A 17,718-nucleotide genomic window follows, 5' to 3' on the forward strand; every position below is an offset into this window, starting at 1 on the left:
AGGCGTTATTAAAAAGGTGTCTCTGCCATGTATCCATCATGGCTAGAGACACCTTTTTACCGTACACACATTCGTTCCGATCGGCTATGATTCTATTGCTAATTGGCCCGTATCCATATTTTGAAGCACTAGCTTGCCTTCCAGAGGTGTACCGTCTTCGCTGGTAAGCTTTAGCTTGCCTGTCCGACCTTTCTCAACCAACGCCTTCACTTGCGCATCCGTGAGTGTACGACCATGATTCTCTTTCCATATCACGAATTTGCAGCCTTCCTTGTAATGAGAGCAGCCGTAGCCTTTTTTACCCATAAAAATCATTCCACCACAGCCGGGACGCGGACAGCTTCCGATGACCTTAGGACCTGAATTGGCGGATTCCTCTTCACTACTTACCTTACGCTTTCGCGGTGCTGCAGGTTTGTCGGTGATTTTACGAGATGTATTTCCAGCACTTCGCCCTTTAGCACTTGTATTGACAGAAGGCGTCTCCCCTTCAAATGAGGTTTTGGACGCCCGAGATTGTACTCGTACTTTATCTACAATCATGCAGGCGAATCTTTTTACATTCTCCATAAACTGCCCGTCCGAAGCCGTTCCTCTCGATATTTCGTTCAAACGACGTTCCCATTGTCCAGTCATTTCCGGTGAAGTCAACAGCTCAATACCCGCTCCACGAATCAGCTCAATGGCTGTTCGTCCTTTTTGTGTAATGGCAATTTTTTTGCCCTGCATTTCGATGTATCCGACATTCTTCAGCCGTTCTATCGTTGCTGCGCGAGTAGCCGGAGTTCCAAGCCCTGAATCCTTCATAGCATCGCGAAGCTCTTCATCCTCAATCTGCTTTCCGGCACTTTCCATCGCTCGAAGCAGCGTACCCTCTGTGTAATGCTTGGGTGGCTGGGTATCTTTCTCTTTAACAATAGCTTCACTACAAACCACTTCTTCAGCCGGAGCAATAGAAAATGGTTCATTCACTTCGATCTCTTCGTCCTCTTCCTCATCCTTGTTCTTACCCTTGGAAGACTTCGCTTTATCCTTCTTCTGGTCTGCGTAAATGACCTTCCAGCCGAGGCTTAATAATTCCTTAACTGTAGTTTTGAACTTTTCCTCTTCAACCTCGGTCATCACCGTATGCACTTTATACTCCGCTGCCGGATAGAACTGAGACAAAAAGCGCCGAACAATCAGATCATACAGCTTTCCCTCATCTGCACTAAGTCCTGATGCTTTACGATATGTAGGTAAAATCGCGTGGTGATCCTCAACCTTCGAGGGGTTGCAGATGAATTTATTCCCTTTATGAACCAGATTACGGTTCGCACCCTTCACCCATTCATCATAAGCCGTCCCTTGCAGCGCAGATAACGTCTTATGCATCTCAGGAATATTCTGTTCGGTAACATAGTTGGAGTTCGTCCGCGGGTAAGAGATCACCTTATGCTTTTCATATAACGCTTGAGCGATATCGAGCGTCTTTTTCGCGGAAAAAGCGTACTTTCCATTCGCCTCCCGCTGCAGCAGCGTTAAATCGTACAGCTTATTGGGATACTCTTTCGTTTCCTTAACCTCGTAAGACTCAATCCGGCCCGGTTTTCCTTTGACCTTAGCAGCCAGCGCCTCCGCCTTATCCCCGTCGGTCAGCCGATCTCCCTGCCACATGCCTTTATAGGTCATTTCATTCTGAGTAAAATGTCCTTCCACCTCAAAAAACTTAAGGGAAGAGAACGCCTCAATGGTCTTCTGACGGTCGTAAATCAACGCGAGCACGGGAGTTTGAACTCTGCCCACGGACAGCAGCACATTATGTTTTGTAGTAAAGGCACGTGATCCATTCATTCCTATGAGCCAATCGGCTTCACTGCGTGCCTTTGCAGCTTTGGTTAAATTCTCGTACTCCGATCCATCCTTCAGCTCCTGAAATCCTTTGCGAATGGTTTCTGGCGTCAAATCCGAGATCCATAGCCGCTTCACAGGATGCTCCAGCTTCAAATGCCGTTGAATGAGTGAAAAGATATGCTGCCCTTCTCGCCCGGCATCGCATGAATTCACTAGAAGATCACTACGTTTCGCAAGATCTCCAATGACCTTGAGCTGGTCGATTGTCCGCGCATTAGGAACCAGTTTGAATTGGTCTGGAATAATGGGCAGATCATTAATGTTCCACTTTTTGTATTTAACATCATAAGCATCCGGCTCGGCCAAACCGATTAAATGCCCTATAGCCCATGTAATAATGTACTGCTCCCCTTCAAGATAGGAACGGTAATTTTTGGCCTTTGGTTCTATTGCGGCGGCGATATTCCGCCCCATATCCGGTTTCTCCGCAATAATGAGTGTCTTCAAAAACAATCGCTCCTTACCTTTTCGTTCTTAAGTCCAAAATGCGTCCAGTATTCTATTATAACATTAACCTCGGTTTTTTTTAATGGATTGGTTAGTAGGCATTGGAAAAATTCAGACTTCCCTTAGTCTTTTCTATGAATTAGAATAGTTTGGTAAACGAGTTTTATATATCGGAGGAATCAAAACGTGTCTGAAAACAACAAATTTACAGAACCTTATACGGACAGAGACGGTCACTATCTGAAAGCAGAATGTGAGCGCTGCTTCGGTTTGTGCTGTTCCGCACTACCTTTTTCAGCTTCAGTGGATTTTGCTATGGATAAAGCAGCTGGCCAGCCGTGCCAAAACCTACAATCGGACTTTCGCTGTGGTGTACATACAGATTTAAGAGCGCTTGGATTTCGTGGTTGTACTGTATATGACTGTTTTGGGGCTGGGCAAAAGCTCTCTCAGGTCACTTATACTGGTGAGGACTGGCGGAAGAATCCAAAAACTGCGAAGCAAATGTTCGAGGTATTTCCGGCCATGTGGCATTTGCACGAATTGCTATGGTACTTAAATGAATCATTGAACTTAGATATAACCCATTCAATACATGTTGAGCTGCAAACAGCACTCGATGAGACGGAACAACTAACTTCACTTAACCCTGATTCTCTACAGAAGGTGAATGTTGACGCTCATCGAGCAAAGATTAATCTGTTGCTGTTGCAAGTCAGTGAACTTGTCCGTACTGAGGCTCGTCGTAAACTAAAAAAAGCATCGAGAACTTTCAGCCGTGGCGCTGACCTTGTCGGCGCAAATCTTAAAAATGCAGATCTCAGGGGCGCCAACCTGAGGGGAGCCTATTTGATTGCCGCTGACCTTAAAGGTGCTGATCTTAGAGATGCAGATCTTATTGGTGCAGATTTCCGTGACACTGACCTTAGGGGCGCAGATCTATCAGAGAGTATTTTTCTAACTCAGGGGCAGATTAATGCGGCGAAAGGCGATGATCTCACTAAATTACCGCCAGCACTCACCCGCCCTGAACATTGGCTTTCGAAATGAGTTGTAGAAATTATACCTGCTGCGAAAAGAATTCTTGGATACGAGAAAGGGCTTCGATCATTTCTAAGACCTCTTTACCCGCAGAGGCTCTTTCTAGATACTCCACCCTACCTTGTGCAGCTTCTTTACCGACTACTAGCGTTACGGGTATACCAATCAAGCTTGAATCCTTAAATTTAACGCCAGCACGTTCATCCCTATCATCCAGCAGCGTCTCAATACCGAGTTTAGTAAGCTGAAAATACAGCTCCTCTGCAACTGCCAGTTGCTCCAAGTCCTTTATGGATATCATCAAAATATGAACCTGATAAGGTGCTAATGCAACTGGCCACATTATTCCTTGATCATCATGATTCTGTTCTACTATCGCGGACAATAGCCGTGAGATCCCAATGCCATAACACCCCATGATCATAGGCTGACTCTTGCCAGAACGGTCTAAAAAGGTAGCTCTAAGCTTCTCACTGTATCTGGTTCCTAGTTTAAATACATGCCCAACTTCTATTCCTTGTTGGAAATGCAGAACACCATTCTCGCAGTGTGGACAAGCTTCTCCTTCTGCTACATTACGAAAATCCCCCACATGTTCAAGCCCAAAATCTCTTCCAGGTACAACATTTCGGAAATGGTAATCTTTTTCTCCCGCCCCCGTCGTCCCTTGAATCATTTCTGTTACTACTGCATCAACGAGTACAGTTATTTGCAGTCCCACAGGCCCTACAAACCCACTCTCTACTCCCGTTAAGGATTTCACAGCATCATAGTCAGCAAGTGCAATCTCCGCCGCACCGATATATTTACTTACTTTTATCTCATTGACTTCATGATCTCCTCGAACCACTACAGCAAAGAATTGTCCGTTTCCTTCATAGATCAATGTTTTCATAATCTGCTCGGGCTGGATCTCCAGCTCCTGCTCTAATTGATTTATAGTGCGGATATCTGGGGTGTGGAATTTCTCTATTTCGGGTAATTCAAAGTTTAATGCTTTCTTTACAGGCTGTACGGCTTCTGCCTGCTCCAGATTGGCCGCATAATCGCAAGAGGAACATACTGCAATCGTATCCTCCCCGATATTAGCCAGTGCCATAAATTCATGGCTGCCCCCTTCTCCGCCAATCGCACCAGAATCTGCAAGAACTGCTCTAAACTTCAGTCCACAGCGAGTAAATAATCGGTGATATGCATCGAACATTTGGAGGTATGATTTATCGAGTCCTTCTGTGCTGATGTCAAAAGAGTACGCATCCTTCATCAAGAACTCTCTTCCTCTTAGCAATCCAGAACGTGGTCGCCGTTCATCTCGAAACTTAGTCTGAATTTGATAAACGGTAACAGGAAGCTTACGATAGGAGCTAATCTCATTCCGCACAAGTGAGGTTACTGCTTCTTCATGCGTTGGACCGAGAATGAATTCCCGCTCATGGCGATCCTTAAAAGTCATCAATTCCTTCCCATAAACATCATAACGTTCTGATTCCTTCCAAAGTTCTGCAGGCTGCATGGATGGCATTAAAATCTCCTGGGTTCCGGAATGATCCATCTCTTCCCTTACAATCGCTTCTATCTTCCGCAGAACCCGCCGACCAAGTGGTAAATAGGTATACACTCCAGCAGCTAATTGGCGGATATATCCTGCACGCAGCAGTAACTGATGACTAATGGTCTCCGCCTCCGAAGGCACCTCACGCAGTGTTGTTAATAATAAATTGCTCTGTCGCATCTTAATACCCTCCCCATAAATTATCTCTTTAAATGCAAAAAGACACATTCGTCAGGGACGAATGTGTCGTGATACCACCCTTATTCAACTGCCAGCTCAACATACAATTCTTTTGAATATGGCAATTCTCAAATCGGATAACGGTCGATTCCGGCAGCGGGTAAGAAAATACTACCGCTACAGCTACCAAGGCAGGATACCATTCACACGTGTTCGAGGAACCTTTCACCCGGTGGGTTCCCTCTCTGTTCTAACGCTTTTTGAATCGTAGATCCTTGGTCAATGCTTTTATCATTTAAATATTGTATTAAATCCTAATTCCTAAACAAGAACAGTTGAACCCATCAAGTATTTATCCACTTCACGCGCAGCTTCGCGTCCTTCATTGATGGCCCAAACGACCAAGCTTTGACCACGGCGCATATCGCCAGCAGCAAATACTTTATCTATGTTCGTATTGAATTTACCATAACGTGCTTTCACATTGGAACGACGATCTGTTTCAAGTTCAAGCTGTTGAATAATATCTTGTTCAGGACCATCAAAACCAATGGCAATCAGAGCGAGTTGAGCAGGATATACAGCTTCAGTGCCTGGAACAGGTTGATAGATCTTACGACCTGTCTCATCTACGATCCGGCGGATCTGTACGGTGTGAAGCTCTTTCAAGTTGCCCTCTTCATCCCCAACAAATTTAGTAGTCATGATAGAAAATTCACGCGGATCATCTCCAAAAATGGCTTTAGCTTCTTCTTGCGCGTAATCCAGGCTGTATACATTCGGGAATTGAGGCCATGGATTAGCAATCGGATCACGCTGAAGAGGTGCTTTTTCATGTGTACCAAATTGAGTGATGCTGCTGCAGCCATGACGAAGTGCTGTAGCAACACAGTCAGAACCAGTATCACCGCCACCCAAGACGATCACGTCTTTACCTTCTGCAGATACATAGTTGCCATCTTCAAGATTGGAATTTAGATAGCTCTTAATTGTACCATTTAAATAATCCATGGCGTACATAACACCCTTAAGCTCACTGCCTTCAACGTTAAACCGACGTGCCTTTGTAGCCCCACCACACAGAACAACCGCATCATACTCATCCACTAGCTGTTGAGCAGGAATATCCTTACCAATCTCTGTATTCACCACAAAATTAATGCCCTCTGCAGCTAATAAATCTACACGACGTTGTACAACTCTCTTATCGAGTTTCATAGTGGGAATGCCATATGTCAGCAGTCCGCCGATGCGGTCACTGCGTTCAAATACAGTTACAGTATGTCCAGCCTTATTTAGTTGAGCTGCTGCTGCTAGTCCAGCAGGTCCAGAACCTACGATTGCAATCTTTTTGCCTGTACGTTTCTCTGGAGGATTAGGTACAACCCAGCCTTCTTCAAAGCCCTTATCAATAATAGCTAGCTCAATGGTCTTAATGGTCACCGGCTGTCCAATTAGACCCACTGTGCAAGAGCCTTCGCAAGGGGCAGGACAAATGCTTCCAGTAAACTCAGGGAAATTATTCGTCTTATGCAGACGTTCCAGTGCTTCTTTCCAGAGTCCGCGGTACACCAAATTATTCCACTCGGGAATTAGATTATGAACTGGACAACCCGAGGTTCCACCAGCCATATCAATTCCTGTATGACAATAAGGCGTTCCGCAATCCATGCAGCGCGCTCCTTGTGTCTGAAGCTCGTCCTCGGATAAATGATGGTGGAACTCCTCCCAGTCTTTTACCCGCTGTTCAGGATCCCGATCACCTGGGAGCTGCCGTTTATACTCCATAAAACCTGTAGGTGTAGACATGTTTACGTTTCCCCCATCCGTTCTCTTCGTGTTGAAGTATAGTACATTGTAGCATATTGCGGCTTCTTATGGTTGTGAGCAGCGCAATGAAGTACCTGCACATTCTATACCTGTAGATTATCATTTCTAATTTTAATTATAGTAGCACTCATTACTTTTGCACAGTAATGGATTAATCTACTGATTTTTTGTACTATTTCACATGTTATGTCAGAGAAAACGTTTTATTGCTATTCCGTACGTTCATAAACAAGAAAACGGTAATCATACGGATTCTTTTCATCACGAATTCCCTTCTTATTTGAAACCTCTTTCCACAGACTCCAGTCAATATCAGGAAACCGGGTATTCCCTTCAAAATCCTGTTCAATTTGTGTTAACATCAGCTTGTCAGCATATGGCAACATCAGCTTATAAATTTCCGCACCGCCGATCACCATCAGCTCATCGCCTTTTCTACCCTCGCTGAGAGCTTCCTCAAGCGTGTGTACAACCTCTGCACCTTCAGGAGAATAACCAGTATCTCTAGTCATAATTAAGCTTGTTCTGCCCTTTAGAGGCTTCCCTCCGAGTGAATCCCACGTTTTGCGGCCCATAAGCATTCTCTTCCCCAGTGTTTCTGCTTTGAAATAAGCAAAATCCAGCGGTAAATGCCAAGGCATATCATTATCTTTTCCAATAACATGGTTGGTGCCCATTGCCCATATTAAGCTAATACTCATGAAACACGCTCCTTCCTACCTATTAAGATCAAAAAATCTTGATAACAATTCATTTACACAGCGATCGGCGCTTTTATCGAAGGATGCGGGTTGTACCCTTCAATGATAAGGTCTTCCAGCTCGATATCAAAAAGTGATTTCTGATTTGAATGAATGACCAATGTAGGCAATGGTCTTAAGTCTCTTGATAATTGCTCTTTTACTTGATCAACATGGTTTGAATAGATATGTGCATCACTAATGCTATATACAAACTCACCTACTTCTAGACCACACTCATGTGCTATTAAATGTGTAAGTAATGAGTAAGACGGGATATTGAAGTTAGCGCCAAGAAAAGAATCAGCGCTGCGCTGCAGCAAGTGACAGCTTAATTTACCATTGGCAACATAGAACTGGAACATAACGTGGCAAGGGGGTAACGCTGCTTTACTTCCTTTTGCCCCAGCATTTATAACATCTTCCGGGTTCCATGCGCTTACAATTAAACGACGAGAATCAGGATTTGTTTTGATCTGATGAATTACATCTTGTAATTGGTCAATGGATTCACCCGTAGAAGATGTCCAATTTCGCCACTGCTTACCATAAACATTCCCTAGGTCACCATGCTTCGCTGCGAACGCATCATCTTCTAAGACACGATCACAAAATGCTTTCATCTCTGCTTGATAAACTTGATTGAATTCTTCATCAATTAAACAACGATTCCCGAAATCCGTCATATCTGGACCTGCATATTCGTCTGATTCAACCCATCTTTTGAAAGCCCATTCATCCCAAATATGATTATTATTTTTCAATAAATAACGGATGTTTGTGTCGCCTTTAATAAACCATAATAATTCACTTGCGATTAAACGGAACGGTGTCCGTTTTGTTGTAAATAATGGGAAGCCTTTGGATAAATCAAATCGCATTTGATAACCAAATACACTAATTGTACCTGTTCCGGTACGATCTTCTTTTTTTACACCATGATCTAAAATATATTGTAAAAAATTCAAATAGGTTTGTTCTAACTCATTATTCAATTTACTGCACCTCCGTAATATTTCACCTCATATATTATATCTGAAAAATCCGATTTTTGTAGAAGGTAAGATATTTTTTAAATTTATTTAATAATCTGGGGAGTTCACTACTCCGATATCCTTAACTCTACTCTAACCCCATAAGCACGAAGTGAGGCTTGTCCACCTACAGGGAAAGTAATCATAGGGGATGTATGTCCAAAGTCCACGTCTGCAATGACAGGAATGTCTGATAGCTCTTCTTTCGAAGTTATGATTTTGATCAACAGTTCTTTAGTCATGCGTGATCCTTGTTGGAATCTTCCAATAACCAATCCTTTAACATGCCGAAAATCCGGTTGATGAATCAGCGATTGTAAATCCCTATCAAACGTTGCAGGCGATGATTCATAATCATCCTCTAGAAATAATATCGAATTTTTTAAACTTGGCATATACTCCGTTCCCTGCAAAAGATTTAATGTACAAAGGTTCCCACCGATAATTGTCCCCTTTGCTTCCCCATCATTGATAATGAATGGGCCCTCATTTCTGATAAATACACGGTTCTCCTGATCCAGATACCACTCATCATCACTCCAATGCTTCGAAGGCCTCACCACTATTTCTTTGTTGTCCATCATCAGCTTACGGAAATATTCGGTTGTATATTCATTGTCGTGAAGCATTGCGAAGCTAGAAAAATGTGGTCCGGAATATGTAACTAATCCTGTTTTAGCATAGATCGCATTACTTAAAGCCGTAATATCCGAATACCCGCATAATCGTTTAGGATGCTCAGCAATGAGGGAATAGTCGATATAACGTAGCAGCTGATTGCTATTAAAGCCTCCAATGGTCGTAAGAATCCCTTTAACATTCGGATCTAAAAAAGCTTCGTGCAAATCCTCTATTCTAGAATCGATCGATGAGGAGACAAAATCATCCTTCTCAAAGGAATTTACGGAAAATGATATCCGAAAACCTAATTTTTGCAGCTGTTCTTTGGCAATTTTCCTTTGTTCAGCAGCGATTAATGACAGACTTCTGGCGGGTGAGATGATCCGCAACTCATCACCAGGCTTTAACTTATTGGGTTTCATCATTTGTCCTCCCTATATAAGTTTTTAAAATACGGATGAATGATTTTATAGAGTATTCGATCAATTTGTTTCATCTCCTTCCATTATATCTATTTTCAAAAAAAGTGGAAAACTCAAAAAGGCGAAACGCAAATGCGTTCCGCCTTTCAGTGCCTGCTAGAGCAATTGGGTAAAGAAATTATTTCATTACGTGAATAGGGTGACCTTCAACCAATTCAGCAGCTTCCATGACGATTTCGCCAAGGGTTGGATGCGCATGAATAGTCAAAGCGATATCTTCAAGTGTTGCGCCCATTTCGATAGCCAAACCAAGTTCAGCGATCAAGTTAGAAGCTTCGATACCAACGATTTGTGCACCAAGCACAAGATTGTTCTCGGAGTTAGCAACAATTTTGATGAAACCTTCTGGGCTGTTCAAAGATACGGCACGGCCATTCCCTGCAAATGGGAACTTACCAGCTTTCACTTTGTAGCCTTTGTCTTTCGCTTCTTTCTCAGTCAAACCAACGCTTGAGCACTCAGGATCTGTAAACACAACTGCTGGGATGACTTTGTAGTCAACAACAGATGTAAGTCCTGCAATCGCTTCTGCGGCAATCTTACCTTCATAAGAAGCTTTGTGAGCCAACGCCAGACCTGGAACAACGTCGCCGATAGCGAAGATGTTAGGAATGCTAGTGCGACCTTGGTGATCGACTTTGATCAATCCACGCTCTTCGAGCTCAAGACCAATCAGGTCTAGTCCAAGTTCACCGTCAGTGTTAGGACGACGGCCTACAGTAACAAGCAAGTAATCCGCAGTTACTTCTTTGGATTCGCCACCAACAGAATACTTCACAGTAACTTCCTTGTCGTTCTGTACAGCACTTTCAGCTTTAGCGTTAGTTACGATTTCGATGCCAGTTTTAGCCATGTTCTTCGCAACCAAACGAGTCATATCTTTATCGAAGCCTGGAAGTACAGTATCCAAACCTTCAATGATGGTTACTTTAGTACCGAATTTGGAGTACATTTGGCCAAGTTCAGCGCCGATGTATCCACCACCGATTACGATCATGCTCTTCGGAATTTCTGGAAGTTCCAGAGCTTCAGTCGAAGACAAAATGCGTCCACCGAATGGGAAAGGTTTCAATTCAATCGGACGGGAACCTGTAGCAATGATACAGTGTTTGAAGCGATAACGTGGGGATTCATGATCATTGAACACACGTGCTTCTGTGTCGCTGATAAACATGCATTCGCCGTTAAATACTTCAATTTTGTTACCCTTCATCAAGCTAGTCACGCCGCTAGTCATTTTCTTAACAACGCCGTTTTTGAACTCTTGAGTTTTGGCAAAATCCACTTTAACGTTCTCAGCTGTAACACCGAAAACTTCACCATGCTTAGCAGATTCGAACTGATGTGCTGCTGCAATCAGTGCTTTAGAAGGGATACATCCGCGGTTCAAACATACACCGCCGAGTTCCGATTTATCCACGATGAGGACTTTTTGGCCGAGCTGAGCGGCACGAATTGCCGCTACATACCCACCAGGACCTGCACCAATGACCAATGTGTCAATATCTAGAGAAGCGTCTCCTACTACCATAATTATACCTCCATAACCAGCAGCTCAGGATTATTGAGCAGCGATTTAATGTAGTTCATAAAGTTTTGAGCAGTCGCACCATCGATAATACGGTGGTCAAAGCTGAGTGACAACGCCATTACAGGAGCAACTACGATTTCACCATTTTTCACAACTGCTTTTTCACTGATACGGCCAGTTCCGAGGATAGCCACTTCAGGGAAGTTAATGATTGGAGTAAAGAACATGCCGCCAGCAGAACCAATGTTACTGATGGAGATCGTGCTACCCTTCATTTCGTTAGCAGACAATTTACCGTCACGACCACGAACAGCAAGGTCAGTGATGCTGCTAGCGATCATCCAAATGCTCTTACGATCAGCGTCTTTGATAACTGGAACGATCAGACCGTTAGGAGTATCAGTAGCGATACCGATATTGTAGTATTTCTTGTAGACGATTTCGCCTGCTTCTTCATCAATCATAGCGTTGAGCGCTGGGAATTGACGGGAAGCCGCAACCAAAGCTTTAACAATGAACGGAAGGTAAGTAACCTTAACGCCTTTTTTCTCAGCGATAGGTTTCATACGTGTACGGAATGCTACCAGTTCAGTAACATCTACTTCGTCCATAATGGTAACGTGTGGTGCAGTGTAAGCAGATTTAACCATTGCGTTAGCGATCGCTTTACGAATGCCCTTGTATGGTACACGTTCTTCTTCAAGACTTACATTACCGCTTGCTGCTGCAGATGTTGCTTTAGCTTCGGTCTTAGCAGCCTTAGGAGCTTCAGTAGCCGCTACTGCCGGTGCTGCAGCAGGTGCTGAACCACCCTTCAAGAATGCTTCTACATCTTCACGTGTGATTTTGCCGCCTTTTCCAGTTCCGTTCACTTTGGAAATATCGACTTTTTGCTCACGAGCAAATTTGCGAACGCTTGGTGTAGCCAATACATCGCGGTCAGGAGCTGGTGTTACACTTGCAGACCCGCCTTGTTTAGCATCAGATGGGCTAGTTGCTGCAGGGGAAGAAGTAGTATTTGCACTTCCTTGTGCTGCATCGGCTTCAGCAGAGGCATGACCTGCTTGTTCAGGAACGTCACCTTCTGCTGCAATGATAGCTACAACATCGCCAACGCGGCATACTTGACCATCTTTAGTCAGAACTTCCAACACAGTACCATTCACTGGACAAGGAACTTCAACAACAGCCTTGTCATTTTGAACTTCCATGATGATATCATCATCGGTTACTTTGTCACCGGCTTTGATATGCATTTTGATGATTTCACCTTCATGCAGACCTTCACCTAGTTCTGGGAAACGATACTCAAAATTTGCTGATTTAGCATTCGAAGATGCAGGAGCAGCAGCTGGAGTTGGAGCCGGAGCTTCTTCAGCAGCATGACCTTCTTGCTCAGGAACGTCGCCCTCAGCTTCGATAATCGCTACAACTTCGCCAACACGGCATACTTGACCATCTTTAGTCAAAACTTCCAACACAGTACCGTTCACTGGACAAGGTACCTCAACTACCGCCTTGTCATTTTGAACTTCCATTACGATATCATCATCCGTTACCTTGTCACCGGCTTTGATATGCATTTTGATGATTTCACCTTCATGCAAACCTTCACCTAGTTCAGGGAATCGGTATTCAAACTTTGCCACTTTGAAAACCTCCTTGTGAAATTGGGACTGACCTTATGATTAGAGAAGAAGAAACGACGTTGTCATCCCTAAAGGATGACAACCGTTTCTCATAGGAAATATTTTAGAAATCCAAAACTTTCTTCACGCCTGCAATAATACGCGCAGGGTTTGGAAGCCATGTATCTTCAATTTGTGCGAATGGATACACGGTGTCAGGACCTGCGATACGCAGAACCGGTGCTTCCAAGTGCAGCAGAGCTTTTTCGTTGATTTGTGCAATAACTTCAGCAGCCACACCGGAGCTCTTTTGAGCTTCTTGTACTACGATTGCACGATTAGTCTTCTTCACAGACGCTACGATAGTGTCGATGTCGATTGGACTTACAGTACGAAGGTCGATAATTTCAACGTTAACGCCTTCTTTTTCGAGTTGCTCGGCTGCTTTGGTAGCTGTATGTACCATCAGCCCGTAAGTAATGATCGATACGTCTGTACCTTCACGCACTACGTTTGCTTTGCCAAGTTCAACAGTGTATTCACCTTCTGGTACTTCAGCACGGAAAGCATGGTAAAGGTTCAAATGCTCCATGAAGAATACAGGGTCATTGTCGCGGATAGACGCGATTAGAAGTCCCTTAGCATCATATGGGTTTGAAGGAATTACTACTTTAATACCCGGGCTTTGCGCAATCAAACCTTCAAGTGAATCTGTGTGAAGTTCAGCAGCTTTAACCCCGCCACCAAAAGGAGTACGGAATACGATTGGAGCATTATATTTACCGCCAGAACGCCAGCGCAGACGTGCCGCTTGAACAACGATCTGATCCAGTGCTTCAAAGATAAAACCTACGAATTGAATTTCAGCAATCGGGCGGAAGCCTTGTACACCAAGACCAAATGCCAGACCACCGATAGCGGACTCAGCTAGTGGAGTATCAAAAATACGATCTTCGCCAAATTCTTTTTGCAGACCTTCTGTTACACGGAAAACGCCACCTACATTACCAACATCCTCTCCGAAGATAAGAACGTTAGGGTCACGATTCAGTTCAACGCGCATCGCGTCGCGAATCGCTTCTTTCATATTCATTTGTGCCATTGCCTGATATCCCCCTTATTCAAAATCGGCTTTTTGCTCTTCCAGATGTTTAGGTGTTACTTCGAACATGCTGTCGATCAAGCCAGGTATTGTCATTTTTTCGGTTTGTTCAGCTTTTTTGATCTGCTCGTTAACTGTAGCTTTCGCTTCATCTTTCACGCGCAGCGTATCTTCTTCAGTCCAAAGACCTTTCTTCTCCAAATACTTGGCAAGACGGTTGATTGGATCCTTTTCACTCCATTGTCCCTCTTCTTCTTTCGAACGATATTTACTTGCATCGTCAGAAAGGGAGTGTGGACGGAAACGGTAAGTTACAGCTTCGATCAATGTAGCACCTTCGCCATTACGTGCACGCTCAGCAGCGTCACGAACAGCACTGATTACTGCAAAGATGTCCATGCCGTCAACTTTAATTCCTGGAATACCAGCTGCAACCGCTTTGTGAGCGATCGACTTGGAAGCAGTTTGTTTTGCGAACGGAGTCGTAATCGCATAACCATTGTTTTGAACAAAGAAGATAACAGGCAGTTTAAAGCGACCAGCAAAGTTCAAGCCTTCATAGAAGTCGCCTTCTGAAGAACCGCCATCACCAGTGTAAGTAATTGCAACACTCTTTTGTTTTTTCAATTTAAAGCCCATTGCAATTCCTGTAGCGTGCAGGATTTGCGCGCCGATGATGATTTGTGGCATCAATACATTAACGCCATCAGGAATCGCTCCACCATGCTGGTGTCCACGGGAATATAAGAATGCTTGGTACAATGGAAGTCCGTGCCATACTAGCTGCGGAATATCACGGTAGCCTGGGCATAAGAAGTCTTCTTTCTCCAAAGCGTACTCGCTACCAATCATAGTAGCTTCTTGACCGGATACCGGTGCGTAGAAACCAAGACGGCCTTGACGGCCAAGATTTACTGCACGATCATCCCAAGTACGGGTAAATACCATACGATACATAATTTCTTTCAGTTGATCGTCGGTTAAATCAGGCATTTTATCCTTGTTGATAATTTCTCCATCCGGGGAAAGTACCGTTAGAGCCTCGACGTCCTCTGTATACACTTCATAAGGAACTTTACTCATTATCTTCACCTCAATAAAAAAATTTGAATATCAGCTGCCTCTGTTATAATATTATTATACACCTGTTTGGTTACTTTCGTCAAAGAAATACTTATAAAATTTATATTCCTTTAAATTTTGTATGTATAACAGGTGATTTATTTTTATATAACAGTTTAAAGCTTTTGGAACAAGTAAATGATTAATCACACAGTTACTCAGCTATTCATTTTAGAGCAAATCCGTGTGTATTGCAAAATTCGACAAGAAAGGTGACGTGGCAACTATGAGCGATTCTGTTTTTCTGAAACGCACAATTGTAAAAGAAACGCTTTGGAGTGAACATCTGCAGGAGGAACGCAAGTTACGCATCTACCTCCCTCCCGGCTACAACGAAGTTTTAAGCTACCCAGTGGTGTACTGCCAAGACGGTGAAGAATTCTTTAACTTTGGCCGCATTGCTACACTTGCTGGACGTCTTATAATAGAAGAAGACGTGGAGCCCTTCATCATTGTTGGTGTCGAAGTAGACGTCGCGGTGCGAACCCAAGAATATGCTCCTTTTGGCAACCGATTCAAACAGTACTTATCTTGCTTTTCCGAAGAGATTATTCCCTTCATTGAACAAAAATATCCTGTACGCCGTACGCCGGACGAACGTATCTTAGCTGGCGACTCCCTTGGGGGCAGTGTATCACTCCATCTTGCCCTTGCTTATCCAGCGATCTTTACCCGTATCATCAGCCTTTCAGGTGCATTCTATCCTGAATCCCGCGACATGCTGGCTGAGGAAGTGGATCTATCCTGGCTCAACATTAATATGGTCGTTGGTCTGCAGGAGACCGACTACAAAACGGATACTGGTATTTATGATTTTGTTCAGATGAATCGAGAAACAAAAACATTGCTTGAATCACGTGGAGCAACCGTATCCTACCGAGAGAAAGACGGACGCCATCTCTGGGGCTTCTGGCAGAAAGAACTCCCAGAATCTCTACTCTATTTTTTAAACACATAAAGACCTATTGATAGTTGTAAATAGTGAACATCTAAAGAACAGTATGTAGATTACTTGATGGCGCTTACAGTATAATCCAGCAACTTTACTCGATTTACAATATAAAACATACAAAGAGAGCTGTAATCCAAAGAGGTTACAGCTTTTCTCTTATCATTCTTTCCAGCAAGATGTCACAGCCCGCGTTAATCAAGTCATATACCTGCTCAAAATTACCTGTATAGTAAGGATCGGGCACTTCGCGCAGTTCCTCCTCAGGCAATAAATCCATGAAGAACATTAGTTTGGCGTCTTCCCCGCCTGAAACCTTTCGAACATTCTCTCCATTAGACTTGTCCATGCAGACGATGTAATCAAACTTTTGGAAGTCTTCGCTGCTAACTAGACGCGCCATCATATTCTCATAGCTAATGCTGTGCTGATCAAGAATATGTCTTGTTCCTTCATGTGGTTCCTTGCCAATATGCCAATCTCCAGTTCCCGCTGAGTCTACAAGAATCTTATCAGATAATTCTCGTTCATTAATCTTATGCCGCAGAACAGCCTCTGCCATTGGTGACCGACAAATATTACCTAGACATACAAACAGTACGCTTACGATTTTGTTCACCTCCCAGTTGTTAAACCTAATTATATGTGAATTTATACTCAAAAGATCGCACACTATCATTTTAGCGTTCTCGAGGTCAATTGTGCAACCTTTCGATCTGCATTATACTGGACAGGATACTCAACAAGAGGTTTAAAGGAGGAATGGATGTTATGTCATCCAAACGAGTCGTTATTTTTGCCGGTGGAGCATTATCTCCTGATTATTTCGATCTATTAGATGAAGATGATTTTATTATCGGTGCGGATGAAGGAGCATTGTTTCTCATTTCGCACGGATATACACCAGATATAGCAGTAGGTGATTTTGATTCTGTTTCACCTGAGGCACTTCAAAATATTGAAAAGAAAAGTAAGAAGACCATTACCTGTGATGCCGTGAACAAGGATTTGACAGATAGCGAGATGGCGCTCGATATTGCGATGGATTTGCAACCGGAGTCGATTCTACTATTAGGTGTTACTGGTACTCGTATTGACCATTCCCTGGCTAGCATTCAAATGATGACAAGAGCTCTGCAACGTCAAATCAACTGCTACGTCATGGACACTCATAACTATATAACCCTTACAGGTTCCAAGGTAGTGATCAACGATTTAGGCTACACGTACGTTTCTTTACTGCCTTTAACCCCAGAAGTATCAGGTATTACCTTAGAAGGGTTTCAATATCCATTAACTGACGCTACCCTGAAGCTTGGACAATCACTTGGTGTGAGTAACAAACTGATTTCGTCCTCAGGAACGGTTAACATTCGAAGTGGATTGCTGCTGATCATTCAGAGTAAAGACTAGATACATAGGGAACATAATTAACGTAAAAATGCTACTTTTTTATAGTTTAGAAACATCATTGTAACTTTTATATCAAATTCGAAAAAGCCGTGAAAACTCTTTAGTACCAAGGGTTTTTCGGCTTTTTTATGATCCCAATATATCAAATTATTA

14 protein-coding genes are annotated in these 17,718 nt (G+C 43.4%); 3 read left to right on the forward strand and 11 right to left on the reverse strand.

Annotated features, from left to right (window positions below; translation table 11 throughout):
- Window positions 1–84 precede the first annotated feature (84 nt).
- On the reverse strand, window positions 85–2,340 hold the full coding sequence (locus MHB64_RS16750) for a type IA DNA topoisomerase (protein WP_341134929.1): 2,256 nt from the start codon (window positions 2,338–2,340) through the stop codon (window positions 85–87).
- Window positions 2,341–2,526: 186 nt separating this feature from the next.
- Here MHB64_RS16750 and MHB64_RS16755 point away from each other — a divergent pair, with 186 nt between their 5' ends.
- Window positions 2,527–3,390 (forward strand): pentapeptide repeat-containing protein, encoded by an 864-nt coding sequence (locus tag MHB64_RS16755; RefSeq protein WP_341134930.1) that lies wholly within the window; start codon window positions 2,527–2,529, stop codon window positions 3,388–3,390.
- Window positions 3,391–3,400: 10 nt separating this feature from the next.
- Here MHB64_RS16755 and MHB64_RS16760 read toward each other — a convergent pair whose 3' ends face one another.
- The 9 genes from MHB64_RS16760 to pdhA all read right to left on the reverse strand — a co-directional run bounded on the left by MHB64_RS16760 (window position 3,401) and on the right by pdhA (window position 15,164).
- The gene (locus MHB64_RS16760) at window positions 3,401–5,113 is read right to left on the reverse strand and encodes a proline--tRNA ligase (RefSeq protein ID WP_341134931.1); all 1,713 of its coding nucleotides are present in this window, start codon (window positions 5,111–5,113) and stop codon (window positions 3,401–3,403) included.
- A gap of 321 nt (window positions 5,114–5,434) precedes the next feature.
- Window positions 5,435–6,922, reverse strand: a complete 1,488-nt coding sequence (locus MHB64_RS16765; protein WP_341134932.1) for a glutamate synthase subunit beta — start codon at window positions 6,920–6,922, stop codon at window positions 5,435–5,437.
- A 230-nt stretch (window positions 6,923–7,152) separates the two neighbouring features.
- On the reverse strand, window positions 7,153–7,644 hold the full coding sequence (locus tag MHB64_RS16770) for a dihydrofolate reductase (protein ID WP_094872924.1): 492 nt from the start codon (window positions 7,642–7,644) through the stop codon (window positions 7,153–7,155).
- Window positions 7,645–7,697: 53 nt separating this feature from the next.
- Entirely contained in the window at window positions 7,698–8,678 is a 981-nt protein-coding gene (locus MHB64_RS16775; protein WP_094872926.1) for a thymidylate synthase, read from the reverse strand.
- A gap of 107 nt (window positions 8,679–8,785) precedes the next feature.
- Window positions 8,786–9,760, reverse strand: a complete 975-nt coding sequence (locus MHB64_RS16780; protein WP_341134933.1) for a S66 family peptidase — start codon at window positions 9,758–9,760, stop codon at window positions 8,786–8,788.
- A 178-nt stretch (window positions 9,761–9,938) separates the two neighbouring features.
- On the reverse strand, window positions 9,939–11,351 hold the full coding sequence (gene lpdA, locus MHB64_RS16785; RefSeq protein ID WP_094872930.1) for a dihydrolipoyl dehydrogenase: 1,413 nt from the start codon (window positions 11,349–11,351) through the stop codon (window positions 9,939–9,941).
- 2 nt (window positions 11,352–11,353) lie between these two features.
- Window positions 11,354–13,000 carry a 2-oxo acid dehydrogenase subunit E2 gene (locus tag MHB64_RS16790; protein ID WP_280787559.1) on the reverse strand — a complete coding sequence of 549 codons (1,647 nt, stop codon included), beginning with the start codon at window positions 12,998–13,000 and terminating at the stop codon, window positions 11,354–11,356.
- A gap of 103 nt (window positions 13,001–13,103) precedes the next feature.
- Window positions 13,104–14,081: an alpha-ketoacid dehydrogenase subunit beta gene (locus tag MHB64_RS16795; RefSeq protein ID WP_094872934.1), complete on the reverse strand. Its 978-nt coding sequence runs from the start codon at window positions 14,079–14,081 to the stop codon at window positions 13,104–13,106.
- A gap of 15 nt (window positions 14,082–14,096) precedes the next feature.
- Window positions 14,097–15,164: a pyruvate dehydrogenase (acetyl-transferring) E1 component subunit alpha gene (pdhA, locus tag MHB64_RS16800; protein ID WP_042188812.1), complete on the reverse strand. Its 1,068-nt coding sequence runs from the start codon at window positions 15,162–15,164 to the stop codon at window positions 14,097–14,099.
- A gap of 265 nt (window positions 15,165–15,429) precedes the next feature.
- Between pdhA and MHB64_RS16805 the strand changes: the two genes are divergently transcribed.
- Window positions 15,430–16,161 (forward strand): alpha/beta hydrolase, encoded by a 732-nt coding sequence (locus tag MHB64_RS16805; protein ID WP_280787560.1) that lies wholly within the window; start codon window positions 15,430–15,432, stop codon window positions 16,159–16,161.
- A gap of 136 nt (window positions 16,162–16,297) precedes the next feature.
- On the opposite strand, the gene MHB64_RS16810 is transcribed toward MHB64_RS16805, so the two are convergent.
- Entirely contained in the window at window positions 16,298–16,762 is a 465-nt protein-coding gene (locus MHB64_RS16810) for a low molecular weight protein-tyrosine-phosphatase (protein WP_094877464.1), read from the reverse strand.
- 161 nt (window positions 16,763–16,923) lie between these two features.
- Between MHB64_RS16810 and MHB64_RS16815 the strand changes: the two genes are divergently transcribed.
- On the forward strand, window positions 16,924–17,565 hold the full coding sequence (locus tag MHB64_RS16815) for a thiamine diphosphokinase (RefSeq protein WP_094872938.1): 642 nt from the start codon (window positions 16,924–16,926) through the stop codon (window positions 17,563–17,565).
- Window positions 17,566–17,718: the final 153 nt, after the last annotated feature.

The sequence above is a fragment of the Paenibacillus sp. FSL K6-2859 genome, assembly GCF_038008265.1.
In the GTDB taxonomy this organism is placed as follows: domain Bacteria; phylum Bacillota; class Bacilli; order Paenibacillales; family Paenibacillaceae; genus Paenibacillus_AQ; species Paenibacillus_AQ nitricinens.